General features: G+C 38.6%; 22 protein-coding genes, 1 pseudogene and 1 other annotated feature. Of the genes and pseudogenes, 22 read left to right on the top strand and 1 reads right to left on the bottom strand.

The window, feature by feature from the left end; genetic code table 11:
* Positions 1-71 precede the first annotated feature (71 nt).
* The 18 genes from pxpB (at position 72) to G6O73_RS06375 (ending at position 17,772) form a co-directional block, all read left to right on the top strand.
* Positions 72-824: a 5-oxoprolinase subunit PxpB gene (pxpB, locus tag G6O73_RS06460; protein ID WP_057885430.1), complete on the top strand. Its 753-nt coding sequence runs from the start codon at positions 72-74 to the stop codon at positions 822-824.
* Position 825: 1 nt separating this feature from the next.
* The gene (locus G6O73_RS06455) at positions 826-1,836 is read left to right on the top strand and encodes a 5-oxoprolinase subunit C family protein (protein ID WP_057885431.1); all 1,011 of its coding nucleotides are present in this window, start codon (positions 826-828) and stop codon (positions 1,834-1,836) included.
* A gap of 14 nt (positions 1,837-1,850) precedes the next feature.
* The gene (gene accB / locus G6O73_RS06450; RefSeq protein ID WP_057885432.1) at positions 1,851-2,273 is read left to right on the top strand and encodes an acetyl-CoA carboxylase biotin carboxyl carrier protein; all 423 of its coding nucleotides are present in this window, start codon (positions 1,851-1,853) and stop codon (positions 2,271-2,273) included.
* A gap of 10 nt (positions 2,274-2,283) precedes the next feature.
* On the top strand, positions 2,284-3,600 hold the full coding sequence (locus G6O73_RS06445; RefSeq protein ID WP_057885433.1) for an acetyl-CoA carboxylase biotin carboxylase subunit: 1,317 nt from the start codon (positions 2,284-2,286) through the stop codon (positions 3,598-3,600).
* 18 nt (positions 3,601-3,618) lie between these two features.
* A complete protein-coding gene (locus G6O73_RS06440; protein WP_057885434.1) occupies positions 3,619-4,416 on the top strand; it encodes a putative hydro-lyase in 798 nt (265 codons plus the stop codon).
* 16 nt (positions 4,417-4,432) lie between these two features.
* Positions 4,433-5,182, top strand: a complete 750-nt coding sequence (locus G6O73_RS06435; RefSeq protein WP_187327501.1) for a LamB/YcsF family protein — start codon at positions 4,433-4,435, stop codon at positions 5,180-5,182.
* A 51-nt stretch (positions 5,183-5,233) separates the two neighbouring features.
* Positions 5,234-6,463, top strand: a complete 1,230-nt coding sequence (locus G6O73_RS06430; RefSeq protein ID WP_057885436.1) for an NRAMP family divalent metal transporter — start codon at positions 5,234-5,236, stop codon at positions 6,461-6,463.
* Between the two features lie 162 nt (positions 6,464-6,625).
* Positions 6,626-6,772, top strand: a complete 147-nt coding sequence (locus G6O73_RS06425) for a hypothetical protein (protein WP_157056662.1) — start codon at positions 6,626-6,628, stop codon at positions 6,770-6,772.
* Positions 6,773-7,184: 412 nt separating this feature from the next.
* Positions 7,185-8,195: an ABC transporter ATP-binding protein gene (locus G6O73_RS06420; RefSeq protein ID WP_057885437.1), complete on the top strand. Its 1,011-nt coding sequence runs from the start codon at positions 7,185-7,187 to the stop codon at positions 8,193-8,195.
* Positions 8,192-9,163: an ABC transporter ATP-binding protein gene (locus G6O73_RS06415; protein WP_057885438.1), complete on the top strand. Its 972-nt coding sequence runs from the start codon at positions 8,192-8,194 to the stop codon at positions 9,161-9,163. Before G6O73_RS06420 ends, G6O73_RS06415 begins: the two co-directional genes overlap by 4 nt.
* Positions 9,164-10,123, top strand: a complete 960-nt coding sequence (locus tag G6O73_RS06410) for an ABC transporter permease (protein WP_057885439.1) — start codon at positions 9,164-9,166, stop codon at positions 10,121-10,123.
* Positions 10,124-10,135: 12 nt separating this feature from the next.
* Positions 10,136-11,080 carry an ABC transporter permease gene (locus G6O73_RS06405; RefSeq protein WP_057885440.1) on the top strand — a complete coding sequence of 315 codons (945 nt, stop codon included), beginning with the start codon at positions 10,136-10,138 and terminating at the stop codon, positions 11,078-11,080.
* Positions 11,081-11,167: 87 nt separating this feature from the next.
* The gene (locus G6O73_RS06400; protein ID WP_057885441.1) at positions 11,168-12,988 is read left to right on the top strand and encodes an oligopeptide ABC transporter substrate-binding protein; all 1,821 of its coding nucleotides are present in this window, start codon (positions 11,168-11,170) and stop codon (positions 12,986-12,988) included.
* Positions 12,989-13,197: 209 nt separating this feature from the next.
* Positions 13,198-14,133, top strand: a complete 936-nt coding sequence (locus G6O73_RS06395) for a hypothetical protein (RefSeq protein WP_057885442.1) — start codon at positions 13,198-13,200, stop codon at positions 14,131-14,133.
* Between the two features lie 213 nt (positions 14,134-14,346).
* The gene (locus G6O73_RS06390) at positions 14,347-15,531 is read left to right on the top strand and encodes a betaine/proline/choline family ABC transporter ATP-binding protein (RefSeq protein WP_057885443.1); all 1,185 of its coding nucleotides are present in this window, start codon (positions 14,347-14,349) and stop codon (positions 15,529-15,531) included.
* Positions 15,528-16,169, top strand: a complete 642-nt coding sequence (locus G6O73_RS06385; protein WP_057885444.1) for an ABC transporter permease — start codon at positions 15,528-15,530, stop codon at positions 16,167-16,169. The genes G6O73_RS06390 and G6O73_RS06385 overlap by 4 nt, the downstream gene beginning before the upstream one ends.
* A gap of 59 nt (positions 16,170-16,228) precedes the next feature.
* Positions 16,229-17,107: an osmoprotectant ABC transporter substrate-binding protein gene (locus tag G6O73_RS06380; protein WP_390624789.1), complete on the top strand. Its 879-nt coding sequence runs from the start codon at positions 16,229-16,231 to the stop codon at positions 17,105-17,107.
* Positions 17,107-17,772, top strand: a complete 666-nt coding sequence (locus G6O73_RS06375) for an ABC transporter permease (RefSeq protein ID WP_057885446.1) — start codon at positions 17,107-17,109, stop codon at positions 17,770-17,772. The genes G6O73_RS06380 and G6O73_RS06375 overlap by 1 nt, the downstream gene beginning before the upstream one ends.
* A 103-nt stretch (positions 17,773-17,875) precedes the next feature.
* Here G6O73_RS06375 and asnB read toward each other — a convergent pair whose 3' ends face one another.
* Positions 17,876-19,762 (bottom strand): asparagine synthase (glutamine-hydrolyzing), encoded by a 1,887-nt coding sequence (gene asnB / locus G6O73_RS06370; RefSeq protein WP_057885447.1) that lies wholly within the window; start codon positions 19,760-19,762, stop codon positions 17,876-17,878.
* Between the two features lie 215 nt (positions 19,763-19,977).
* Between asnB and G6O73_RS06365 the strand changes: the two are divergent.
* The 4 genes and pseudogenes from G6O73_RS06365 (at position 19,978) to G6O73_RS06350 (ending at position 25,870) form a co-directional block, all read left to right on the top strand.
* A pseudogene (locus G6O73_RS06365) lies at positions 19,978-22,718 on the top strand (HAD-IC family P-type ATPase).
* A 94-nt stretch (positions 22,719-22,812) separates the two neighbouring features.
* Positions 22,813-23,055 (top strand) — a binding site (T-box leader).
* 169 nt (positions 23,056-23,224) lie between these two features.
* Positions 23,225-24,064, top strand: coding sequence for a MetQ/NlpA family ABC transporter substrate-binding protein (locus tag G6O73_RS06360; RefSeq protein WP_057885448.1), 840 nt, complete (start codon positions 23,225-23,227; stop codon positions 24,062-24,064).
* 31 nt (positions 24,065-24,095) lie between these two features.
* Positions 24,096-25,172, top strand: a complete 1,077-nt coding sequence (locus G6O73_RS06355; RefSeq protein ID WP_057885449.1) for a methionine ABC transporter ATP-binding protein — start codon at positions 24,096-24,098, stop codon at positions 25,170-25,172.
* Entirely contained in the window at positions 25,169-25,870 is a 702-nt protein-coding gene (locus G6O73_RS06350; RefSeq protein WP_057885450.1) for a methionine ABC transporter permease, read from the top strand. Before G6O73_RS06355 ends, G6O73_RS06350 begins: the two co-directional genes overlap by 4 nt.
* Positions 25,871-25,884: the final 14 nt, after the last annotated feature.

Raw genomic sequence — 25,884 nt, 5'->3', positions numbered from 1 at the left:
TATTAAAAATAAGCTTTTAATTAGAAAAGAATATCATTTTTATAATAAACGAGAAGGGATGGTAGCTGGAAATGAATTTTCAAATTATTCCGGTAGGGGAACAAGCACTAAATCTAGTTTTCCCAGAAAAAATTGATGTGCAGGAAAATCGCTTAATTCATCAGATTGCTGAGCAATTAAAAACGGCCGACTGGCCAACAATTATCGATTTGATTCCGGCCTACCATACATTAACAATTAATTATAATGTTGAAAAAACGGATTTTGAAAAAATTAGTCAGGATTTAAAAGCTTTTATTAATTCGCTTAATTTCAACGAAAATTCATCTCAGAAACAGCGGGTAGTTGAGATTCCAGTTTGCTATGGTGACAAATTTGGTCCTGATTTGATGGCAGTCGCAGAGTTTGCCCAAATGTCACCAGCAGAGGTCGTTAAAATGCATACATCCCAACCTTATTATGTCTACTTTTTGGGATTTTTACCTGGATTTGCCTATGCTGGTTTTGTACCTGATAAAATTGCAATGCCTAGATTGCAGCAGCCACGTTTGCAACTGGCGGCTGGCAGTGTCGGAATTGCGGGTAAACAAACTGGAATGTACCCGGTAGCTTCGCCTGGCGGGTGGAGAATCATTGGTCAAACGCCGTTGCAATTATATGACCCTAAAAATCCACTACCGCCATACCATGCAGGTGATTGGTTGCAATTTAATTCAGTTTCGAGTGATGAGTTCTATCAAATTCAACAAGCGGCTGATAGCGGGAAATATAGCATTAAGACGCATTTTTTGATGACGACGGCAGCAACAAGGGGGGCAAAATGATTTGGATGCAGCAGTTGAAATTTTAAATCCCGGTTTAGCGGCTACGATTCAAGATAGCGGACGGTGGGGCTACCAAAGGTATGGGGTTTCAGTTTCGGGAGCAATTGATCAATTTGCCTTGCACTTAGCTAATGTGCTCGTTGGAAACAAGTCTGATCAAGCAGCAATTGAATTTATCTTGCTCGGACCGAAACTCAAATTTAATTGCCCGACTTTTATTGCCCTAACAGGCGGGAATTGTCAAGCCTATTTAAATCAACAAGAGATTGCCAGCAATCGAGCTTATCAGGTTTTCCCTGGAGATATTTTAAGCTTTGATCCAATGAAGAATGGTCGTTTTGGTTATGTGGCTTTTGCTGGTGGAATTAAAACAACTGCAGTTTTGGCTAGTCGGTCAACGACAAGTCGCATCAGACTAGGTGGCCTAAATGGCGCAACTTTAACAGCTGGTGATTTTCTACCTTTATCCCCAGTTTACAGGCTAAATAGTCTTAAGCAGCGGTATTGCCAATTACCACCATTGCCGGCTAAAACAAATTTACGTTTTATCAGAGGACCGCAGTGGGATAGCTTTTCTGTTTCAGCTCAAAAATTATTCTGTCAACAGCATTTTCAAGTTTCAAATCAAGCCGATCGAATGGGTTATCGTTTGACCGGAGTAAAGTTACCAGTACCAACGCAAAGTATGTTGTCAGAAGGGACTGTCACTGGAAGTGTTCAGGTTACCCGGAGTGGTCAGCCGATTGTTTTGCTGGCTGATCGACAAACAGCAGGCGGCTACCCGGTTATTGCAACAATTTGTGCTGTTGATCTACCACGGTTGGTTCAACTTTCTTCGCAACAAACTTTTGGTTTTACTGAAATTTCAATTAGTCAAGCAACTGAGCTTTTGCGCCAGCAACATGCATTCTTACACCAGTTACAACAGCGCTTTTATCAGCAGCGTTATCAATTGCCGCTTGGACCTCAGCAAGCTGCTGGACAAAGAATTTCTCAATTATTTAAGCATTAAGGAGTGCCTGCAAAATGAAAACAAGTGAGTTAAAAGAACTAATTCAAATATTTAATGAAGCTGGTTTAAGCAAACTGGCAATTAAAAATCAAGCCGAAGAAATTACTTTGGAAAAGCAAATAACCATCGCCAAGCAATTGCCACCGGCTGCTGAATCAACCAAGGCAGTCCAACCAGCAAGCAAAGCTGTCAGCGAAAATCAGCTGGTGGTTAAGGCTCCTTTTATTGGGACTTTCTACGCCGCACCACAACCGCAAGCTCAACCATTTGTTCAAGTTGGTGATCAAGTAAAAAAAGGACAACAGTTAGGAATTATTGAAGCAATGAAGATGATGAATGAAATTAAAGCCCCAGCAGCTGGTCGCATAGTTGAATTGCAGGCCGCTAATGGAACAGCAGTTGAATATGATCAACCATTGTTTTTAATTCAAAAGTGAGGCGAGTTGGATGAAAAAAGTTTTGATAGCTAATCGCGGTGAAATCGCGGTTCGGATAATTCGGGCCTGCCGCGAACTAAATCTTCCAACAGTCGCGGTATACTCGACAGCCGATCGAGCTGCGTTACATGTTCAATTGGCTGATCAATCAATCTGTATTGGCCCAGCTGCGGCAACAGAAAGTTATTTGAACCAATCAGCATTGATTACAGCAGCTAAGTTGACTGGAGCAGATGCAATTCATCCAGGATACGGTTTTTTATCTGAAAATGCTGAGTTTGCACGTCAATGCCAAGACGCTGGTTTGAATTTCATTGGACCTGATCCGGCAGTTATTGAGCTAATGGGTGAAAAAGCCGCTGCTCGTCAAACCATGACGGCAGCTGGAATGCCAGTTACACCGGGTAGCCCGAGCGAGTTTACCACTGCCACAGCTGGTTTAGCTGCCGCTCAAAAGATTGGTTTCCCAGTGATGCTCAAAGCCAGTGCAGGTGGTGGTGGCAAGGGGATGCGGGTTATCAACCAAGCTAGTCAGTTCGAACATGAATTTTCTTTGGCACAAAATGAGGCAGTCAAAGCTTTCGGTAGTAAACAAATGTATTTAGAAAAATATTTAGCAAAGCCACGGCACATTGAAGTCCAAATCTTAGCTGATCAAGCTGGAACTGTCTGGGCTGTTGGTGAACGTGATTGTACAATTCAGCAGCATCATCAAAAAGTAATTGAAGAAGCGCCAGCTGAGTGTTTAACTGCTTCAACTCGTGAAAAACTATTGGATACGGCGCGGATAGCAGCTAAAAAGCTGCATTATACGGGAGCCGGAACAATGGAATTTTTATTAGCAGATCCGACACATTTTTATTTCATGGAGATGAATACGCGGATTCAAGTTGAGCATCCAATTACTGAGCTGACTAGTGGAATTGATTTGGTCAAGTGGCAACTAAAAATTGCCGCGGGTGAAAAACTGCCACCAGCTCTCCCACATCCATTAGCTGGATTTGCTTTAGAATGTCGAATCAATGCCCAGACTGCTGGTCAAATAACAGGGTTGCATTTACCAGGAGGTTGGGGAATTCGAGTTGACACAGCAATCTATCAAGGTTATCTAATTCCACCAAATTATGATGCAATGATTGCTAAAATTATTGCTTATGGTTCTGATCGGCAAACAGTCATTCAACGCATGAAAATGGCACTTGATGAAACTGTGATTAGTGGAATCAACACAAATCTAGATTTTTTGCTGCAACTTTTAACAGAACCGGATTATTTACAATTAAAAGCCGACATTAATTGGCTAGATCAGTTGACTCAGACAAATTAACCCGAGGAGGTTGAATGGATGGAGAAGTCATCGTTAAGCAAATTATCGCCAGTTGAATTGCGGCATTTAATCCGCAATGGCGGTTTTAGTGGGCAAACAAGTGGCTTAGCTGCTGGTTTTACGCAAGCTAACTTAGTGATTTTACCCCGTAGTTTGGCTTATGATTTTTTATTGTTTGCTCAGCGTAACCCTAAACCCTGCCCAATTCTTGAAGTTAGCGATTCGGGTAGTCGAAAATTGCAGCATTTTGCTCAGGATATTGATTTAGCTAATGATTTTCCTAAGTATCGCATTTATCGTGACGGAAAATTAACGGCAGAGGTTACCAGCGTTGAAAAATATTGGCGCAATGATTTTGTTAGCTTTATTATTGGTTGCAGTTTTTCTTTTGAAGCTGAACTGCTGGCAGCTGGAATTGAAGTTCGCCAAATTTCTTTAGGTGTAAATGTGCCAATGTATAACACTAATATTGAATTACAGCCCGCTGGTAAATTTCACGGGCAGATGGTGGTTAGTATGCGGCCAATCCCGGAAGCACAAGTTGTGACAGCAGTTAAGGTTACAGCGGCCATGCCTAGGGTTCACGGGGCACCAATTCAAATCGGTCATCCCAGTGAAATTGGAATTCATGACTTGGCTCATCCAGATTATGGTGATCCGGTGCCAATCAAACCTGGTGAAGTTCCAGTTTTTTGGCCTTGTGGAGTAACGCCGCAAAATGTCATTATGCAAGTTAAACCAGCCTTTGTGATTACTCATGCACCGGGACATATGCTGGTAACTGATGTCAAAAATACAAGCTTAAAGTATGAATAAGTGAGGTGGAGGACTTTTGATGAAAATTGATTTAAATAGTGATTTAGGAGAAAGTTTTGGCCGCTATCAATTAGGCAATGATTCTCAGGTGATTCAACTGGTAACTTCAGTTAATGTTGCTTGTGGATTTCATGCTGGTGATCCAGATGTAATGGCACAAACTGTTGCAACAGCACAAAAAGCTGGAGTGGGAATCGGGGCACACCCGGGCTTTCCAGACTTGCAAGGCTTTGGTCGACGAAAAATGCAGTTGTCGCCGCTTGAAGTTCAGCATTTGGTAACTTATCAAGTTGGAGCTTTGCAAGCTTTTACCAGCAAGCACCGGTTGCACCACGTTAAACCACATGGTGCGCTATATAATTTGGCAGCAAGTAATCATCAATTAGCTGTAGCAATTTGTCGTGGAATTCAGCAAGTTGATCCACAACTACCATTATATGGTTTGGCTGGTAGTGAGTTAATCAAAGCTGCAGCAGAAGTTGATTTACCGGTGGCTCAAGAAGTTTTTGGAGATCGAAATTATTTGCCTGATGGGCGCTTGGTTCCTCGCAGCCAGTCTGATGCAGTAATTACAGATCCGAAGCTGATTGCTCAGCGAGTAGTGCAAATGGTTAAAAAAAGGACAATAACAACTATTGACGGTTCAGAAATTAAGATTGATCCTGACACGGTTTGTGTTCATGGAGATAATCAGCAGGCACTGGCAATTGTTAAACAGTTACGTCAAACGTTGACGCAAGCGGGAATTGATTTGCAGCCGTTTTAAGGCGACTGGGAGAATGACTTAGAATTATGACAGATAGAGAGGAATTTGCAAATGACTGATAAACCGAAAAAAAATGATTTACCAAAGATTGATCAAACGAGTCGTTCTCCATGGAATATTGCCATGGGTGCTGCCTTCTTAATGGCGATGGCAGCGGTTGGACCAGGTTTCTTAACGCAAACAGCTACTTTTACTGGCCAAATGGGGGCTAACTTTGGCTTTGCAATTTTAATTTGTATTATTTTCGATGTAATTGTCCAAATGAACGTTTGGCGAGTAATTGTTGTCAGCGGTAAGAAAGCGCAAGTGCTGGCTAATGATATTTTCCCTGGTCTGGGTTATGTTTTATCTTTTCTAGTGGCCGTTGGCGGATTGTTTTTTAACATTGGTAATGTTGGCGGAGCTGGTCTTGGTTTAAATGTGTTATTTGGTATTTCGCCAGAAAATGGGGCAGTGATTGCCGGGGCGCTAGCAATTATTGTTTTTGTAGTTAAGAACGCTTTGACCGTGATGGATCGAACAGTTCAAGTTTTAGCTGTCGTTAAAGTTGCTATCTTGATCTATATTATTTGTGTCATGACGGTTCCATATCATCAAGCTGTTCAACATACTTTTTTACCGACAAAAGTTGATTTTTATTCAATTGTGACGATTGTCGGTGGGACAGTTGGCGGGTATATTTCATTTTCCGGTGGTCACCGTTTGTTAGAGGGCGGATTGACTGGCAAAAAGAATATTAAATATATCAATGCTGGGGCTTTAACGGGAATTGGGATTGCTTCAGTGATCAGGGTGATGCTGTTTTTAGCTGGTTTAGCCGTTGTCGTCACTGGAGCCAAACTTGATCCAACTAACCCAGCGGCTTCAATTTTCAAATATGCTGCTGGAAACTTTGGTTATAAGTTCTTTGGCTTATTGTTGTTTGCTGCCGGGATGACATCAATCTTAGGCTCGACTTTTACATCAACTTCATTCCTTGATTACGCAGTTGGTAAAAATAAAAGTTTCTATCAAAATTATCACAAATTACTAGTTATTGGTTTTATTGTTATCTCAACTATTGTTTTTTATGTTGTTGGTTCACCGGCAAAAGTATTGGTTTTTGTTGGAGCTGCCAATGGATTTGTTTTACCGATTTCGTTAGCAATTTTATTGTTAGCTAGTCGCTTGCCTAAATTAATGGGAGATTATCATCATCCTAAATGGCTGACTTATACTGGTTGGTTTGTAGTTATCTTTATGGCATATGCTAGCATCAAGACTGTTCTTGGATTATTTTAAATAAAGATTGATTTGTAAGTGTTTGGCAGTTTTTGTCAAGCACTTTTTTTAAGTTTTTTTTAGAGGAAATCTGTTAAAAACAAGATATTTTTTGGAATACCTAAATTTAATTTTAAACATATTAAAAATAGTTTATAATATGTGGCGGAAGGATGTGAGCCGATGAAAATTGATCCAGAAAAATTTGCTTTGGCAGTTGTGATGTCAGATACTAAGGATACCTCTTTGGACGTGAAGATTAACCTGTATCGCTATGCTTATGAAAGAGCAGTCAAAATGCAGGCTGATTGCCAACAACAAGAAGCTTAAGAAACAACATCTAAAATAAAGTATTTGATGATCAACAGTTTATCAGCTGTTAGTTATCAAATACTTTATTTTTTATTAAGTTTATTAAATGAAGGTTAAGTAGTTCAAAAAGGGATTATTTAATCAGCAGTTATTTATTAGCAATTAAGTTTATTCAAAAAGAGGTCGATATTTTGCATATTCCATTTTTCTTAGAAAAATCTTAAAAAACGTTTTTGCTTTGCTTTATTTTTATTTTAGTTGAAATAACTTTGTTAATCAAAGCAAGGCCGGTGAATATTGATATAAAACAGCAGATAACTTTATTAAACTAAACTAATTAGTTAATCATTGATTTGCAATTTTGTCTTTGAGAAGTATAATAAAACTCAATTAATTTTAATTATGAGTTTTGTCCGGAGATGAATGAAAGATGTCGAATCAACCATTGTTAAATCTAAAAAAATTGAATACTGCATTTAAAATAGATGGTAAATTTTACCAAGCTATTTCTGAAATTAACTTGCAAGTCAAACGCGATCAAATTTTAGCGATCGTTGGTGAATCAGGTTGTGGCAAAAGTACTTTAGCTACTACCATAATGGGTCTGCATGATCCAGCAATTACCAAAATTGACGGGCAAGCTTTTTTTGAAGGACAAGATTTACTGAAACTCACTGATGAGCAATATAACGAGATTCGTGGAGCAAAAATTGGCATGATTTTTCAAGATCCGTTGTCAGCTCTTAATCCTTTAAAAAAAATCAAAGATCAGATTATTGAGGTAATGGATTACCATACTAACCTGACTAAAGAACAAAAAATCCAACGGACGCTGGAATTATTAGATCAAGTGGGAATTAATAATCCAGAACTGACGGCTAATCAATTTCCACATGAATTATCAGGTGGAATGCGCCAACGAGTAATTATCGCGATTGCAATTGCTTGCAAGCCGGATTTATTGATTGCTGATGAACCAACAACAGCATTGGACGTTACTATTCAAGCGCAAATTTTGGACTTAATTCGCAAGATTCAGCGAGAAAATCATAGTGGCGTAATCTTAATTACTCATGATTTGGGGGTGGTGGCTGAAACGGCTGATGAAGTTGCAGTAATGTATGCGGGACAAATTGTTGAGCAGGGAACAGTTACGCAAATTTTGGAAAATCCGCTGCACCCATATACTCGTTCTTTGTTACAATCAATGCCACAAGCTGATAGCCAAGAGGATGAATTGTACGTTATTAAAGGAAATGTTCCTTCATTGCAGCAAATGCCGCAGTCGGGTGATCGCTTTGCTCCTAGAATTCCATGGATTCCCGCTAGTGACCATGAAGAACAACCGACGATGCATCAGTTAGCTGATGGTCATCAGGTTCGGTGTACTTGCTATCAAAATTTTTATTTTCCAGCTGAGCAAGAGGAGGTCAGGCAATGAGTTTACTCGAAGTTAAGAATTTGCAAGTCCATTTTCCAATTCGCAGCGGCTTTTGGAATCGAATTACTGATTACGTCAAAGCAGTTGATGGTGTGTCCTTTGAAATTGAGGCGGGAGAAACATTTGGCCTCGTGGGGGAATCTGGCTCAGGCAAGACCACTACTGGTCGAGCTGTAGTTGGTTTAGAGCCTTCAACTGGCGGACAGATTTTATACCAAGGCAAAAATATTGCTTTGAATCATGCGAAAGAACGCTTGACATACAATCAAGATGTCCAAATGATTTTTCAGGATTCCTTATCAAGTTTAAATCCACGGAAAAGAATTGAAAGCATTATTGCTGAACCACTGCGCAACTTCGAACAACTTGATAGTGAAAAGGAAAAAATTCGCGTTTTGCAATTATTAGATATCGTTGGTCTGGGACCAGATGCATTGTATAAGTATCCTCATCAATTTTCTGGGGGGCAACGGCAGCGAATCGGAATTGCTCGTGCAGTCGCGACTAACCCTAAATTAATTATTGCCGATGAACCGGTTTCAGCATTGGATTTATCAGTTCAAGCTCAGGTGTTAAATTTTTTGAAGAAGATTCAACGAGAATTCGGAATTTCTTTTCTATTTATTTCTCATGATTTAGGCGTTGTTCGTCATATGTGTGATCGCTTAGCAATCATGAATCGTGGTCACCTGGTAGAGGTCGGTTCACGAGCCGATATTTATAATCATCCACAGCATATCTATACGAAGCGTTTATTAGCAGCTATTCCACAAGTTGATGTCCGCCATCGCCAGGAGCATCAAGCTGAACGAATTCGGATTGAAAAAATCTATCAATCACAAAAAGCTAATTATTATGACGTAAATGGGATGGCGTATCCGTTGGTGCAGATTTCACCAACGCATTCAGTTGCTTTGCCTCCTGAAATGGCTCAACAGAAAAAACTAACGACTCAGGGGGTGGACTAAATGTGGAAAATTATTTTACGCCGAGTTTTGATTATGATTCCCGAAATTATTATTTTAAGTATTTTGGTTTTTTTATTAGCTAAGATGATGCCTGGCGATCCATTTACTGGCTCGATTAATCCGCGGGCGAGTGCAGCTGAAATTCACCATTTAATGAAAATTAACGGTCTTTATGATCCTTGGTATCAGCAATATTGGAATTGGGTTGTGCATTTATTCCACGGAAATTTAGGTGAAAGTTATCAATATCATGAACCGGTTGCTAGTTTAATTGGACAGCGGGCAGAAAACACACTGTGGTTATCACTTTTCACGATGGTCTTAACCTATCTGATTGCCTTACCAATGGGCATGTATGCCGGCCGTCATGAAGGTCAACTGCCAGACACTGTTATTCGGATCTATACTTATGTAACTTATTGCATTCCGTTCTTTGTTATCTTAGTCGTCGGTTTATGGATTTTCGGTTATGTTTTGAATTGGTTCCCGACAACTGGTTCAGTTTCTGCAACGGCGAGCGGCTTTGGTGGTACTGTTTTATCGCGCTTTTACCATATGTTGTTGCCAGGCTTACTAGGAGCACTTTTTAGTACCGTTAATATTGTTCAATATCTGCGTTCGGAAGTAATTGATGCTAAACGCTCCGATTATGTCAAAACAGCACGTGCTAAGGGTGTACCACAAAAGGCAATTTATCGGCACCATATTTTTCGCAATTCATTGTTGCCAATTGCCGCCTTTGGTGGTTACTCAATAACTGGATTGTTAAATGGTTCAATTTTCACTGAGAGTATCTTTTCATATCCTGGAATGGGGTTATTATTTGTTAATTCAATCAGTTATCGGGATTACACAGTTATCACAGCCTTGGTTCTATTATTTGGCATTTTGAACTTGTTAGGAACATTACTGTCAGATATCATTCTTGGAATTGTTGATCCAAGAATTCGAATTAAATAAGGAGGTGGCATGATGAAAAAATTAGCTGAGCAAACAATTGAACCTAGTGAGTTGAAACGACTAACGCAAGAAGCTGAGAGTCAAGCCACACCTTCAGCTAGCCGTATTTTGTGGAATGAATTTAAAGCCGATCGCCCAGCTTTAATTGCTTTAATTATTGTCGTTGGCTTTATTATTTTTGTAACAATTGCCTCATTTTTTATCAATGTTTCTAATATGATGAATACTAATATCATGGCCTATCTCAATCATCCCTTGCAAGATGGTTATCTTCTAGGTGCGGATACTGGTGGTCGCTCAATTATGAAACAGTTAATTGTCGGTTCGCGAAATTCAATTGGAATTGCAATTGGGTTGACCTTAATCTCATCGACTTGGGGAATTGCCTGGGGCTTGATTTCTGGTTACTTTGGCGGCTTTGTTGATTGGTGGATGCAGCGAGTTTACGATTTTATGATGATGCTACCAATGACGATGATGATTATTGTGTTAGTTACGATTATTCATAATTACAACGCGATTACATTAACCTTGATTTTTTCTTGCTTTTATTGGTTAGGAACATCACGTTTGATTCGTTCGCGAACACTAGCTGAAGCTAAAAAAGATTATGTTGCAGCTTCAATTACTTCAGGAACTAATTCGTGGAAGATTATTTTTCGCGAGATTATGCCCAATATTTCTTCACTAATTGTTGTCGATACGACATTGTCTTTTGCGGAAAATATCGGGGTTGAAACTGGATTGTCATATTTAGGTTTTGGTTTGCCACCAAAGACGCCATCCTTAGGGACATTGATTGCTAATGCCAACGATCCAAATAATATTACTCAATATTGGTGGACTTGGCTGCCAGCAGCTTTAGAAATTATTGTTTTATGTTTGGCAATTAGTTATATTGGTCAAGTTATTCGTCGGTCAGCAGATGCTTCGCAGCGCCAGGCTGTTGGCAAGTAGAATTCTTAACCGTTAAGGAGATGATGCCCAATTTTTGCGAGTAGAATGCAGCACTAATTATTTTCTTAAATCGAGGGGGAATTTTGCATGCAGGGTAGTAAAGTAAGGAAAGTTGCGGTAACCGCCGCAGCTGTATTAGCAGCTGTTACCTTGGCTGCTTGTTCATCAAGTTCATCAAGCTCAAGTACCAAGACAACGCAGGTCAGTTTGAAGACGGCCTACAATAATACTGGCAAGACCGATAGCAGTGCAACTACAAATGGAACTTTGAAAGTTGCTGAACCAAATGACTCGCCATTTGAAGGAATTTCTGATCCTGTTTTGTCTACTAACCAAGAAGATGCAGATGTCTTTTCACCAAGTGGGGGCCAACCAGGCAATCAAGATGGGTTATTCAATACCAACAAAGATTATAAAATTATCAATGGTGGATTGGCTAACTTAAAATTAGACCGCAAAGCTAAGACGGCAACGATTACTATCCGCAAAAATGCTAAATGGTCCAATGGCATGCCAGTAACGGCTAAAGATGTCGAGTATGCTTATGAAGTGATTGCCAATCCAAACACTACTTCACAACAATACTCATCGGACTTCAACGCGATTAAAGGCTTGGCAGCCTACCACAATGGCAAGGCTAAAACAATCTCCGGCTTTTCTTATCCTGATGGACAAACCGGTCGCGTTGCGGTAATCCATTTTAGTCGAATGGCTCCAAGTATGCAGTATTCAGGCAACTCATTTATTTGGGGAACAGTTGAACCATATGAATACATCAAAAATGTGCCAATTTCGAAGTTAGCTTCTTCAGACCAAGTACGTAAGAATCCAATCTTTACTGGTCCTTACAAACTTGATAAAGTTGTTGAAGGCGAGTCAACTTCTTGGTCGCCAAATAAATATTACTGGGGCAAAAAACCACAAATCAAACACATTGTGATCAGCGTCGTCTCTGAAAGTAATATTGACAAAGCTATCCAATCTAAAAAATATGACTTTGTTATTCCTGGCGGCGTATTGCATGGAACCGATTATAAAGAGTTAAAGAATACCAAGGGCTATCAAATTGTTGGCCAACCAGCTTTGTCGTATGGGTATTTTGGCTTCAATGTCGGTTATTATGATACCAAGACACAAAAGAATGTTATGGATAAGAATAGTAAGATGGCCAATGTCAAATTACGTCAAGCAATGATGTATGCTTTGAATCTTGATCAGTTGAACAAGAAGTTCGGCAATGGTGTTACTTGGCGGGCGAATACATTGATTCCACCAATCTTCTCCAAATATTACGACAAATCAGCTAAAGGTTATCAGCTGAATATCAAGAAAGCTAACCAATTATTGGATGAAGCTGGTTATAAGAAGAAAGGTAAGTGGCGTGTTCAGCCCAACGGCAAGAAGTTAACGATTTACTTTGGAGCAATGCAGGGGACTTCAACTCAAGAAGCTGAGTACCAGGATTATTTGCAGCAATGGCATAAAATCGGCCTGCATGTTGTCTTTGCAACGGGTAAGCCAATGGAAATGAATAGTTTCTATGATACTTTGCAAAAGACTAAACAAAACAAGATCGATGTTTATGATGCTGCTTGGGGCTTATCATCCGAGCCAACACCGACAGCTATTTATGGAGAAACAGCAACTTATAACATGGGTCACTTCGTTTCTAAAGAAAATACTAAGTTGATGAATGAAATGAACAGCAGCAAGTCTTGGAATTCAGCTTACCGGGTTAAGATTTTCAAGCAATGGCAGCAATATATGAATAAACAAGCTGCTTATGCACCTGATAACTTCAGTTATAACTGGGAACCAGTTAATAAACGGGTTAAAGGTTTTGATGTCAGCCCAGCTAACAATGAGTTCTGGAGCAATCTGTCATTTACATCTAGCAATCTGAAATAGTTAGTTTTTATTAAAGAGTCGTGAATTTTGATTACGACTCTTTTTTGTTGCTTCGACTTAACTAATTACTTTTGAAAGCTACTTTAGCAGCTAATAATAGCATAGCTGATGAACTTTATTTTTTTGTGAATATTCAGTGAAGAAAAAAATAATGGTTTTTTTCGTGTTATGATTAATGCATGCTAAAAATTTAGAAATGAGGTCTAATTTTGGAACAAAAAAAATCTTTAGGAATCAAAGAACTTCTTACTTTAGTAAAAAAACATCGAAATCAGCTGTTAGCTGCTGGTGGATTTGTGACGGGACTCGTAATTGTCTTTATGGTTTTATCAGTTTTAATGGGAATGTTGTTTAGAAGTGGATTAACAACGGTTGCTTCAGCATTGACATTATTGATTTACGGTTCGGTTAGCGCAACATTATGGGTTGGGTTGCTGGAAATCTTGGTTGGATTGGGTTTAACTTTTGTCTTAGAAGTATTAGCGTATTTCTTTATGGCAGTAATTCAATTTCAATTGCAAGATGTAGTTACTGGAAAACAAACTTCAATCCGGTTTTCAAATATTTGGCAGCAGTTTCGGTTTTTAAACAAGAATCAAGTTTTGCGGCTGTTTTTATATAATGGACTTTTCCTCTTTTTCTGGCAGTTACCATTATTAATTTTAGAGTATCTGTTAGGTAGTAACCAGATTATTTTAGATGCAATTTTAATTATTTGGCTGTTGGTAATGATTTGGAAAAATTTAGAGTATTCTCAAGCGCTCTTCTTATATCGTGAGGAACAGCCAGCCTTTTTGGGACAATCACAACGACATGCTCTAACTGCTAGTCGACGTTTCATTGCGCACAAACGAGCTGAAATCTGGGAGTTGTTTATCATCTTAGCAATTCCAGCAATTATTTGGGCTATTGTTTGGGGGATTGTTACCTATTATGGTTTTTATTTCTGGGAACCAGTTATGATCTACGGTGGACCAATAGTAGGTATCGTAGGGGCATGTTTCTATTTGCCAGTAATTTTAGCAGCTTTGGCAGCATTCTATCAGCACAATCGCACAGAAACTTTAATTCAGCAGATTTTCAAAGGCCTGTTTGTTCCAGTTGAAAAATTGACTGGCCAGTTCGTCAATAAAAGTAACAAATAGATTTAGTAATTAAATCAATTTACAATAATCTGATATTTCAATTTTTAAGGTTTGTGATAAGTTTTCTTTATTGCAAGCCTTTTTTTAGTGCAATAAAATAACAATAACTGAAAATGAGCAAATCATTCGCAGAAAATTAAAATTTATGTTAAATTTAATTATAGGTTTTTTGTTATTAAACCAATACATAAAATCTATGGAGGAGGATGCATAATGGAAACTGCGACGCCAATGGTTGAATTTAAGGATATTGCTAAAATTTATCATGGTAATATTGCTGTCGAAAAAATCAATTTAAAAGTTAATCATGGTGATTTTGTTTGTTTGATAGGAACTTCAGGTTCTGGAAAGACAACGACCATGAGGATGATCAACCGGATGCTCGAACCGACATCCGGTGAAATTTTTTTAAACGGTAAAAATATTAAAGAGTTTGATCCGGTTAAACTTCGTCGCAAAATCGGATATGTAATTCAAAATATTGGATTGATCCCACATATGACAATTTATGAAAATATTACCTTGGTTCCAAAATTATTAAAATGGTCAGAAGATAAGAAACGTCAACAAGCAAAAAAACTACTTGAGTTGGTAGAACTGCCATTAGACTATCTTGATCGCTATCCAGGAGAACTATCAGGTGGACAGCAGCAGCGAATCGGAGTAATCCGGGCACTGGCAGCAGAACAAGACATTATTTTGATGGACGAACCATTTGGTGCACTTGATCCGATTACCCGCGAAAGCCTGCAGGATTTGGTGAAGGATCTGCAAGAAGAATTAGGAAAAACAGTTGTTTTTGTGACACACGATATGGATGAAGCTTTGAAACTGGCCACTAAAGTTGTGGTAATGGATCATGGTCAAATAATCCAGCAGTCATCGCCACGAGAACTGCTCAGCCATCCAGCTAATGAATTTGTCAAAAAATTAATTGGTGAGGAACGTTTGATTCAAGCTCGAGCCGACATTACAACTGCTCAGCAGATTATGCTTAAAGATCCTGTTTCAATCACTTTGGGGCAACCGTTAAAAAATGCAGTTCGATTAATGCGCCAACGACGAGTTGATACCTTGTTAGTGACTGACGATGATGGTTATTTGAAAGGCTACTTGGATTTAGCGGATTTGGATAAATATAATCGGGTAACAAGTGTTTCTGATTTGATGATTACTAAGTTATTTAAGATTTACACCGATACGTTGATTCGCAATAGTGCTGAACGAATTTTGAAGCAAGGGTTGCGCTATGTACCTGTCATTGATCACCAAGGCAAGCTCCGTGGTATTGTAACTAGATCTTCATTGGTTGATATGGTTTACGACATTATTTGGGGAGGAAACGATACTGAAGCTGATTCTTTGGCAGTCAGTGCAGAAGGTGGTGAGTCTAAATGATGGCTTTTCTAAATCAATATGGGATTCAACTGCTGCAAAAAACCTGGGAACAGCTATATATTTCAGCCTTTTCTTTATTTTTAGGGATGGCAGTCGCTGTCCCCTTAGGCATTGTGTTAACGCGGACACCACGAACAGCAAAAATTGTGATTGGCATAGCTAGTATGTTACAAACAATTCCATCATTAGCATTATTAGCTTTGATGATTCCAATTTTAGGAATTGGAAAGATTCCCTCAATTGTCGCGTTATTTATTTACTCACTATTACCAATTTTGCGGAACACTTATCTTGGAATGGAAAGTGTTGATCCGTTACTTAAAGACAGTGTTAAAGGAATGGGAATGACTAATTTTCAATCAATTGTTCAAGTCGAAATTCCTTTGGCAATTCCGGTAATTATGGCTGGAATTCGTTTATCGGCTGTTTATGTTATTTCATGGGCGACCTTAGCTGCTTTTATTGGCGGTGGCGGCTTAGGTGATTTTATATTTAATGGCTTGAATTTGTTCCAACCAGATCTAATTATTGGCGGGACAATTCCAGTTACAATTTTGGCGGTTTTAGCAGATTATTTGTTAGGCCTGCTTGAAAAAAGGTTAACACCAGTTCAGCAAAATGAGGAGGCGGGCAAATGAAACTGAAAATTTTATTAAAACGCCGAATTGTCTATCTAAGTTTATTGCTCGGACTCGTAATGTTGGGTGGTTGTGGTTTGCCGGGAGTGAGTGGAACATCTAATTCACAGACAATTCGTATTGCCTCACAAAGCACTACCGAGTCACAAATTATGGCAAATATTATTGCTGAGTTAATTCAACATGAACTTGGTTACCAGACAACTTTAGTTAACAATCTAGGCTCATCAACCGTTGCTCATCAGGCTCTTTTGCGTGGTGATGCAGATATTTCAGCTACACGATATACAGGAACTGATTTGACAGGGACCTTGCAGATGGATAATGTTAAAGATCCCAAAAAAGCAACGGCGATTGTTACGAAACAGTTCAAAAAAAGATTTAATCAAACCTGGTTTCCTTCTTATGGATTCGCTGATACTTATGCTTTCATGACCACTAAAAAATTCGCTGCTAAATATCATTTAAAAACAATTTCTGATTTGCAAACTGTAGCTGGACAGCTAAACGCTGGAGTTGATTCATCCTGGATGAACCGTAAAGGTGATGGCTATGATGATTTTGCCAAGGACTACGGTTTTAGATTTAAACGAGTTTCCCCAATGCAAATTGGTTTAGTCTATGATGCAGTTGAAGCTGGAAAAATGCAAGTTGTGCTGGGATATTCAACTGATGGGCGAATTAAAAGTTATAATTTGCAGCTTTTAAAAGATAATAAACGATTTTTCCCACCATATAATTGTTCAATGGTGGTCAATGATTCATTATTGAAGAAATATCCCAAACTTGCTCCTGTTTTACATCGATTAGATGGCAAGATCAATTTGAAAACGATGCAAAGTTTGAATTATCAAGCTGACAATAATTTGCAGGAACCAGCCGTTGTGGCACACAATTTTTTAGTTAAACATAATTATTTCCGAGGAGGTAATGATTAATGGCAAGTATGAATCTTTGGCAGCAGTTTTGGTACTACTTAGGCGAAAACAGCAGCTATATTTTGGCCCAATTTAGTCGCCATTTTTTGATTTCAATTTATGGAGTCTTATTTGCGGCAGTTATCGGAATTCCATTAGGAATTATGATTGCTCGTTATCGAAAATTAAGTGGGCTAGTAATTAGTTTGGCAAATGTGATTCAGACAATTCCATCATTAGCTTTGCTATCAATGATTATGTTGGTTTTAGGTCTAGGAGTAAATACCGTCATTGCAACCGTCTTTTTGTATTCTTTATTGCCGATCATTAAAAACACTTATGCCGGTATGCAGGGGATTGATACGACAATTCTTGATTCTGGGAAAGGAATGGGAATGACTCGTTTTCAAATTTTGTATTTAATTGAATTGCCGTTGTCTTTATCAGTGATCATGGGGGGCATTCGGAATGCTTTAGTGATTGCTATTGGAATTACAGCAATCGGCTCATTTGTTGGCGCTGGTGGCTTAGGTGACATCATTATTCGGGGAACCAATGCAACCAACGGAGGAGCGATTATTTTAGCGGGGGCTTTGCCGACAGCTTTCATGGCAATTATTGCTGATTTTGTTTTAGGATTATTGCAACGAATTTTAACCCCAAAAGAAATATCAACAAAAAAGTGACAAGACTGGGTAATAAATCGCTCAACAAAAAAGAAGATGGACTATAGATTAGTCTATCTTCTTTTTTTTGTTGTTACGAAACTAGTTTTTCAAGAATTAACAGCTATTTAGTTAACTGCCAACTAGCAGCAGAATCCGGTAACTCAGTTTGTTCAACATAAATTTTATGCCACATCATAAAGTTCAAAATGGTCCAGAGCTTTCGTGAATTATCAAATTTTCGTGTCTGGTGATCTTCTAAAAGTTTTAGACAGTAATCTTTATTCAAATACTGATCAGTAGCGGATTCATTGATAATGTTTTTAGCCCAGTCATACATTTCTTCACGCAGCCAAAATCTAATTGGAACTGGAAAACCCAGTTTTTGTCGATACAAAACGTGATCTGGAACAATACCCTTAGCGGCTTCACGCAAAATGTATTTGGTTGTTTTATGACAAATGCGTAAATCTGCCGGAATTTCACGAGCTACCGCGAAGACCTCTTTATCCAAAAATGGAGTTCGAAGTTCTAAACTATGGGCCATCGTTGTTCGATCGGCATTATGCAGTAAATCACCACAAAGCCAGGTATGAATATCTATAAATTGCATCAAACTAATCGGGTCATAGTTATTAGCAGATTGATAGAGATCATGTGTTAAAGCAGATAGTGGGTGATCTAAATCATAATTTTTAATTAACCGTTGTTTTTCAGTTTCATTAAAAATAAAAGCATTTCCCACATAGCGTTTTTCCAAAGGAGTTGTTCCCCGCAGTAAATAACTACGACCTTTAATTCCTTCTGGCAAAATCAAAGCTAATTTATGCAATAATGGATTAATTAACTTGGTATGCTCAAATGGACGCAAGGAAATTGGTTCATGATACTTGCGATAACCGCCAAATAACTCATCAGCACCTTCACCGGTTAAAGCAACTTTAACATGTTTGCGCGCTTCTTTAGCTAAAAAATACTGCGGCACAGCTGCTGGATCAGCTAAAGGATCATCCATTGCCCATACAAAATGCGGAAAAGCATCCATGAATTCTTCAGGGGTAATTACAGAACTGTAATTTTCAACCGCTAGTTTTTCTGCAGTTTCCTGAGCAACATCCAATTCACTATATCCCTCGCGTTGGAAACCAACTGAGATTGTCTTGATATGTGGATTAAATTTTTTAGCAAGAGCGACAATAATTGAAGAATCAATTCCTCCCGACAGAAATGACCCAACTGGAACATCAGCCCGCATATGTTTGGCAACTGAATCTTCCAGAACGGCTTGAATTCTTTTAATATAATCAGCTGTTGAGCGCTGAACGGGAGCAAAAGTTCTTTGATAATATTGTTTAATTTCTGGTTCATGATCAAGTTGCTTAAACAAGTAATGGCCAGCCTCTAAAACGTGAATTTCTTTGGTTAGTGTTTCTGGTTCTGGCACATATTGATAAGTAAAATAATCTTGTAAAGCATCGTGATCAAAGTCATGGTCTTTAATGACCTTATAAATAGCTTTACTTTCAGAAGCGTAGTAGAAGTTGCGATCAAAACTTGCATAGTAAAATGGTTTGATGCCAAATGGATCACGAGCAGCAAACAAAGTCTTTTCTTGACTATCCCAGATTACGAAACTGAACATTCCACGTAAGTAATTGACACACTTTACACCATATTTAGCGTAGGCCGCTAAAATTACTTCAGAATCAGATTGGGTTTTAAATTCATAGCCTTCAGCTTTTAAATCTTTCCTTAATTCCAGGTAATTATAAATTTCCCCGTTGAAAGTTAGCCAAAAGCGTTCATTTGCATATGATAACGGTTGGTGTCCGCTGTCTAAGTCAATGATACTTAATCGACGAAACCCCATGGCAATATGGTCGTCTTTGAAGTAACCTTCATCGTCAGGACCTCGATGAACGATCATTCGATTCATTTGACTGGCAATCCAATCTTTATTCCGCAGGTCTTTTTGACTGGCATCAGTCAAGTACCCTACAAAACCACACATAGTATTCTCCCCTTTTCTAATCCCTTATCGATACTATATTATTTGGAAAAAAATTTCAACATATACTACAAAAATTAAGAAACTTTTAGGTAAACAGCCCAAAAGTAAGTTTTACTATATAAAATTAGAAATTTTTTAATTGAGCCTAAAATATTTCTCATCATCAATAAAATAGGGTAAAATAAAGATAAACTTACTTATTTGGAGGAAATTACATGAGAGATTTTGAAGAGGTAGAACAAACGACCGTTGAAAGTGACGATAATGGTGATGATGGCGCCCCCAGTCGGCCGTTATGGCAGATGGATGTGCATCAATTAGAACAACATTTTGAAACAAATCAAACACTGGGTCTAAGTTCTCCAGTAGCGCGACAACGATTGCAAGAAAATGGACCAAATGAATTAAAGACTGTGAAAGAAAGCTGGGTTAAGAGACTGCTTAGCCAATTTAATAACACTATTAGCTACGTTTTACTGGCAACAGCCTTGATTTCACTTTTCCTTCGTCATTATCCTGATGCAATTGTAATTGGAACAGTGATTATTGCGAATGCTTTAATTGGTTTTTTTCAGGAGATGTCCGCTGATGGGGCGCTTGATAAATTAAAAGCCTTGTTAGTTTCACATACTTCTGTAATTAGAGCAGGGAAAAAGATGACAATTGCTGCCCGCGATTTGTGGTTGTAGGTGATTTAGTTCAGCTTGAAGCAGGCGATCGCATTCCAGCGGATTTACGGTTACTGGCAGCTGATAATTTGACAATTCAAGAGGCTGTTTTGACTGGTGAAGCAGCTGCTGTTGTCAAGACAGAAGATACTCTTCCAGTTGCAACAGCTTTAGCAGACCGAACCAATATGGCTTTTGCTGGAACAGCAATTTCGACTGGTTCTGGAACAGGAGTGGTTGTTGCAACCGGCCAAAAAACGGAACTAGGTAAAATCCAACAGGCAGTTGCAGAAACTAAAACTAAGCTGACTCCTTTGATGCAGAACTTGAATCGCTTGGGTTGGCAACTGTCCTTAGCTATTGTCGCACTAGCAGTTGTGATGTTTATCATTGGAGCAGTTCTAGAGATATATTCTCTGCCTGTTTTACTGATTGCAGTCGTAACTATGGTCGTTGGCTCGATGCCTGAAGGAATGCCAGCAAGTGTTTCAGTTGTTTTAGCGATGGGAACTCGGCAATTGGCACACAAAAAAGCGATTGTTAAAAGTTTACCTGCAGTTGAAACTTTAGGAGCAGTTGATATTGTCAATACTGATAAGACAGGGACGCTGACCAAAAATGAGATGGCAGTGACAGATATTGTGACGGCTGCCGGAGCTTTTACAGTTGAAAAGAGTAATTATGCTCAAACGGCCCAACTTTTTAAAGCAGAAAAACAAATTGCCTGGCAGGATGAGTTAACTATTAAACCACTTTTGCAGATTGCAGGTTTAACCAGTGACGCAGCTTTTAACTTAAAAAATGGACGGTGGGAATTGACCGGAGAACCAACCGATGGAGCACTGGCAGCTCTTTATCATAGTTTCACCGGTCAGCAACCACAACTTGAAGAGATTGACTCACTGCCATTTGATTCAGCAATTCGTTACTCGGCTCGTTTGGCTAAGCTTGATCAGGGGCAGATGTTGTTGGTTAAAGGTGCACCGCAGACACTCTTCAAGTTAATAAAAAAATTCAATCCAAAGTTCGACAGTCAAAAATGGGAAAAAGAAGTTGTTCGCTTAGCTAAACAAGGCAAACGTGTTGTTGGTTTGGCTAGTCAAGCGATAGCTCCGCCAGTAGCAATGATCGATCAAACAGTTATTGGCCAGCAGATGAAGTTGCAGGGATTGGTGGGGATTATTGATCCACCAAGGACAGAGGCCGCGGCGGCCGTTAAACAACTGCATTATGCTGGAGTTAAAGTTAAAATGATTACGGGTGATGATCCGAATACGGCAGCTACAATTGCTAAAAAATTAGGTTTAGCAGATCAATTAGAGGTGATCACTGGACCAGAAATGGCTAAATTGTCGGATGAACAATTAGCCCAGCAAGTAGACCGTTATACGGTTTTTGCCCGGACAACACCGCAAGATAAAAATCGAATTGTCCAAGCTCAGCAAAAACAAGGACATATTGTTGCAATGACTGGTGATGGAGTTAATGATGCTCCTGCCTTGAAACAAGCTGATATCGGGGTTGCAATGGGGATTAAAGGAACTGACGTAGCAAAAGAGGCGGCTGATATGGTTCTTGCTGATGATAACTTTGCCACAATTCAAACAGCAGTGCGTGAAGGACGGCATGTTTTTGATAATATTCGCAAATCAATCCGCTTTTTATTGCCAACCAGTTTTGCCGAAGGATTGATTGTGGTTTTGAGTATTTTACTTGATCAGCAATTACCTTTGTATCCGACGCAGTTGCTGTGGATTAATATGGTTTCCGCTTTGACAATTCAGTTTGCGTTTATTTTTGAGCCGATTGAAAAAGGAATCATGGCTCGGGGACCGCGTCAAATTGGTCAAGGAATTCTAACGAAAGCCGACATTGCTGAAATTGTCTATGTTTCATTACTGATTGCTGGTTTAGGAATTGGAGCATACGATTTATTGGTTGCTCTTGGAATTCCGGCACTTGTTGGCAGTACTATGACGTTAAATATTATTATCTTCGGCAAAATCTTCTACTTGTTTAATTTGCGGACGCGTCAACCAGTCTTCTCTAAATATTTCTTTCAAAATAAGATGGCTTTCGTGATTATTGGCGTACTATTGTTGTTACAGTTGCTGATTATTTATCTGCCTTTTATGCAGGATGTTTTCTATACAACTAATCCTGGCTTACTTTGGGGTTGGGGTGTACCAGTGATTGCTGGATTGATGGTTTTAGCAGTGACTGAAGTTATTAAACTAGCCAAACTATACTTGAACAAGCGGCATTTGAAATTGCAGCACTTAGAATAATTAATATCGAGTCAAATGAATTAAGAAAAGTAAGATTTCTCTTGACAAAAATAAAAAAAACATTAGAATGAATCACATAGAACTTTTGATCGAAGAAAACATGTTGAAGAGTAGAGTACAAAATTTATTTTCTTAGAGAGCTTTCGGTTGGTGCAAGAAAGTGAAAAGCAATTTTGGAAGATGGACTCGGAGTGGCAATGGTGAACTTTTAGCTATTGACGTGGTTGCGGACGTTACGATCGCAGAATTATTCTTAATAATTTTTATTTTGAGTAGTTCACCGAGGCAGTCAGTAGCTGCAAATTAAGGTGGTACCACGGGTAAGCCCGTCCTTTTCATAAGGACGGGCTTTTTTGTATTTCCAATCAAAAGTGAATTTTAATTTGGGGGTTGGTTTCAATGAGAAAAAAACGAATGTGTAGTTATTTGAATGGTATTATCAACAGCAATTAGAACTTTAAAGCGGATTGGTTTTGAATATTAGTTAAAAATTAGGAGTGAGATAAATGAAAAAAAAGAATTTGATTATTTGGGCAATTGTAATTGTAGTAATTTTGGTGGCAGGCTATTTCAGTTTTGGCGGACATAAATCAGCTCAAAATAAAACCGTAACTGTTGGGATTATGTCAGGTGAAAAACAAGAGGATGCTATCTGGAAGAGTGTTGCAACAACCGCTAAAGATAAATACAATATTACATTAAAATTTAAGAAGTTTACGGATTACTCACAGCCAAATAAAGCCTTGGCTGAGGGAGATGTTGATTTGAATTCCTTCCAACATTATGCTTTCTTAAAGGCATGGAACAAAGCCAACAAGACTAAATTAGTTCCGATTGGCCGGACTTTCATTACTCCGATTCGCCTTTATTCGAATAAAGTTAAGAATGTAAAAGACATTGCTGACGGTTCAGTAATTGCTGTTCCTAATGATGCGACTAACGAATCCCGAGCTCTTTATTTATTGAAAAATGCTGGTTTGATTACTTTGAAAAAAGATACAGATTTAGCAACTGTTAAATCAATCGCTAAAAATCCTAAGCATTTGCAAATTAAGGAATTAGATGCTAGTCAGACTGCTCGTTCATTGTCCGATGTAACTGCGGCAGTGATTAACACCAACTATGCCCAAGCAGCTAAAATTAATTATAAATCAGCAATTTATGTTGAACCAGTTAATAAAGATTCAGAACAATGGATTAACATTATTGTAGCCAATAAGAAAGATAAGAATAAGCAAGAATATAAAGATGTTGTCAAAGCATATCAAACTGCAAAAACTAAGCAAGCAATTCAAAAGGAATATGGTACGGCTGAAATTCCAGCTTGGAATATTAAATTGAAATAAGCAGTAATTGGCTAAAAATACGAGGTGCGCTATGACAAAAGAAATCATTAAGCTTGATAACATCAGTGTGACTTTTGAGCAAAAGAAAAAACAAATTAAAGCCGTTAAAGATGTGACATTGCATGTAAATCAAGGCGATATTTATGGGGTGGTTGGTTATTCAGGTGCAGGTAAATCCACTTTAGTACGAGTGATCAATTTATTGCAGCAGCCCAGTTCAGGACGAGTTGAAGTTAGTGGCGATGTTTTATATGACAAACAGCACCAAATTATTGCTGCTAAAAAATTAAGAGAAAAACGACGAAAAATCGGGATGATTTTTCAGCATTTTAATCTGCTCAATGAACAAACAATAATTCAAAATATTGCTTTTGCGCTTAAACATAGTGGACTCAAAGAAAAAGAAATTACTGAAAAAGCGCAGCGATTATTAGATTTAGTGGGTTTAGGTGAACGCAAGAATGCCTTTCCTACTCAGTTATCAGGTGGGCAACAACAACGTGTAGCAATTGCTCGAGCTTTGGCTAATGATCCAGAAATTTTAATTTCAGATGAAGGAACATCAGCACTTGATCCCAAAAATACTGCTCAAATTTTAGATTTATTGCAAGACTTGAATAAAAAGTTTGGCCTAACTGTTGTTTTAATTACGCATGAAATGGATGCTGTTAAACGCATTGCTAATAAAGTTGCCGTGATGGATAATGGTGAAATTATTGAGCGAGGAGACTTGCTACAAATCTTCACTGGTGCAAAAGAACGATTGACGAGAGAATTAATTGGTGGATCGGCCAAAGCAATTGCCACCTTACGTGATTTTAAATTAGCTAAGCTAAAAGCAGACGAGCGCATTGTTCAATTGACTTACGTTGGCAACGCCGTTAGTGAACCTTTACTGGTTAAGTTATATCGAGATTTTGATGTTGAAGCAAACATTATTTACAGTAATATCGAGGTTTTGCGTGGAACACCTGTTGGAACTTTATTTGTAATTATCAAAGGAACAACTGCAGGTCAACAAAAAGCACTTGATTATTTGCAAAATCAAGGAGTAATTATTACCCAGATTGCTGAGCAAAGTCTAGCTGAAGGGGGTACTGTAAAATGACAGAACTTTTTGCAAAATATTTTCCAAATGTCGTTTATCAGGGCTGGACTGGCGATGGAGGCTGGCTACCAGCTATTGGTCAGACGTTATATATGACTTTTTGGTCGGCACTTTTTGGTGGGATTTTAGGCTTGATTTTTGGAATTGGCTTAGTATTGACAGATGAAGATGGGATTACACCTAATCGCAATCTGTTTGGCTTTTTTGATAAAGTAGTTTCACTATTTCGAGCAATTCCATTTATTATTTTATTAGCCTTTATTGCTCCAGTGACTAATTTAATTGTTGGAACACAAATTGGAACAACAGCGGCTTTGGTTCCTCTATCATTAGGTGTTTTCCCATTTTATGCGCGTCAAGTTCAAGTTGCTTTAAAGAGTGTTGACCAAGGAATTATTGAAGCGGCGCAATCAGTCGGAGCAACCTTTAGTGATTTGGTTTTTGATGTTTATTTGAGAGAAGCACGTGCTGAACTAGTACGTGTAACTACCGTAACTTTAATCAGCTTGATTGGCTTGACAGCGATGGCTGGAGCAATTGGAGCAGGTGGCTTAGGAAATATGGCCATTGCCTACGGTTATAATCGTTTTGCTAATGATACGACCTTTGTAGCCACGCTTTTGGTATTAGTTCTTGTCTTGTTGGTTCAATTAATTGGTGACGTATTAGCCAAAATTTTCAATCATAAAAATTCTTAACGACAGTTAGCGGT

Source organism: Liquorilactobacillus nagelii DSM 13675 (assembly GCF_019444005.1).
GTDB classification, from domain to species: Bacteria; Bacillota; Bacilli; order Lactobacillales; family Lactobacillaceae; genus Liquorilactobacillus; species Liquorilactobacillus nagelii.
Note: the sequence above shows the minus strand (reverse complement) of the source record. Positions and strands in the feature narration are given on the sequence as shown.

Excerpts from the sequence above, each read along its gene's own strand:
- G6O73_RS06440 (WP_057885434.1), top strand. The coding sequence starts at position 3,619 with ATGGAGAAGTCATCGTTAAGCAAATTATCGCCAGTTGAATTGCGGCAT.
- G6O73_RS06410 (WP_057885439.1), top strand. The coding sequence starts at position 9,164 with ATGTGGAAAATTATTTTACGCCGAGTTTTGATTATGATTCCCGAAATT.
- accB (WP_057885432.1), top strand. The coding sequence starts at position 1,851 with ATGAAAACAAGTGAGTTAAAAGAACTAATTCAAATATTTAATGAAGCT.
- pxpB (WP_057885430.1), top strand. The coding sequence starts at position 72 with ATGAATTTTCAAATTATTCCGGTAGGGGAACAAGCACTAAATCTAGTT.
- G6O73_RS06400 (WP_057885441.1), top strand. The coding sequence starts at position 11,168 with ATGCAGGGTAGTAAAGTAAGGAAAGTTGCGGTAACCGCCGCAGCTGTA.
- G6O73_RS06445 (WP_057885433.1), top strand. The coding sequence starts at position 2,284 with ATGAAAAAAGTTTTGATAGCTAATCGCGGTGAAATCGCGGTTCGGATA.
- G6O73_RS06430 (WP_057885436.1), top strand. The coding sequence starts at position 5,234 with ATGACTGATAAACCGAAAAAAAATGATTTACCAAAGATTGATCAAACG.
- G6O73_RS06415 (WP_057885438.1), top strand. The coding sequence starts at position 8,192 with ATGAGTTTACTCGAAGTTAAGAATTTGCAAGTCCATTTTCCAATTCGC.
- asnB (WP_057885447.1), bottom strand. The coding sequence starts at position 19,762 with ATGTGTGGTTTTGTAGGGTACTTGACTGATGCCAGTCAAAAAGACCTG.
- G6O73_RS06405 (WP_057885440.1), top strand. The coding sequence starts at position 10,136 with ATGAAAAAATTAGCTGAGCAAACAATTGAACCTAGTGAGTTGAAACGA.
- G6O73_RS06425 (WP_157056662.1), top strand. The coding sequence starts at position 6,626 with ATGAAAATTGATCCAGAAAAATTTGCTTTGGCAGTTGTGATGTCAGAT.
- G6O73_RS06420 (WP_057885437.1), top strand. The coding sequence starts at position 7,185 with ATGTCGAATCAACCATTGTTAAATCTAAAAAAATTGAATACTGCATTT.
- G6O73_RS06375 (WP_057885446.1), top strand. The coding sequence starts at position 17,107 with ATGGCAAGTATGAATCTTTGGCAGCAGTTTTGGTACTACTTAGGCGAA.
- G6O73_RS06360 (WP_057885448.1), top strand. The coding sequence starts at position 23,225 with ATGAAAAAAAAGAATTTGATTATTTGGGCAATTGTAATTGTAGTAATT.
- G6O73_RS06390 (WP_057885443.1), top strand. The coding sequence starts at position 14,347 with ATGGAAACTGCGACGCCAATGGTTGAATTTAAGGATATTGCTAAAATT.
- G6O73_RS06380 (WP_390624789.1), top strand. The coding sequence starts at position 16,229 with ATGTTGGGTGGTTGTGGTTTGCCGGGAGTGAGTGGAACATCTAATTCA.
- G6O73_RS06385 (WP_057885444.1), top strand. The coding sequence starts at position 15,528 with ATGATGGCTTTTCTAAATCAATATGGGATTCAACTGCTGCAAAAAACC.
- G6O73_RS06350 (WP_057885450.1), top strand. The coding sequence starts at position 25,169 with ATGACAGAACTTTTTGCAAAATATTTTCCAAATGTCGTTTATCAGGGC.
- G6O73_RS06355 (WP_057885449.1), top strand. The coding sequence starts at position 24,096 with ATGACAAAAGAAATCATTAAGCTTGATAACATCAGTGTGACTTTTGAG.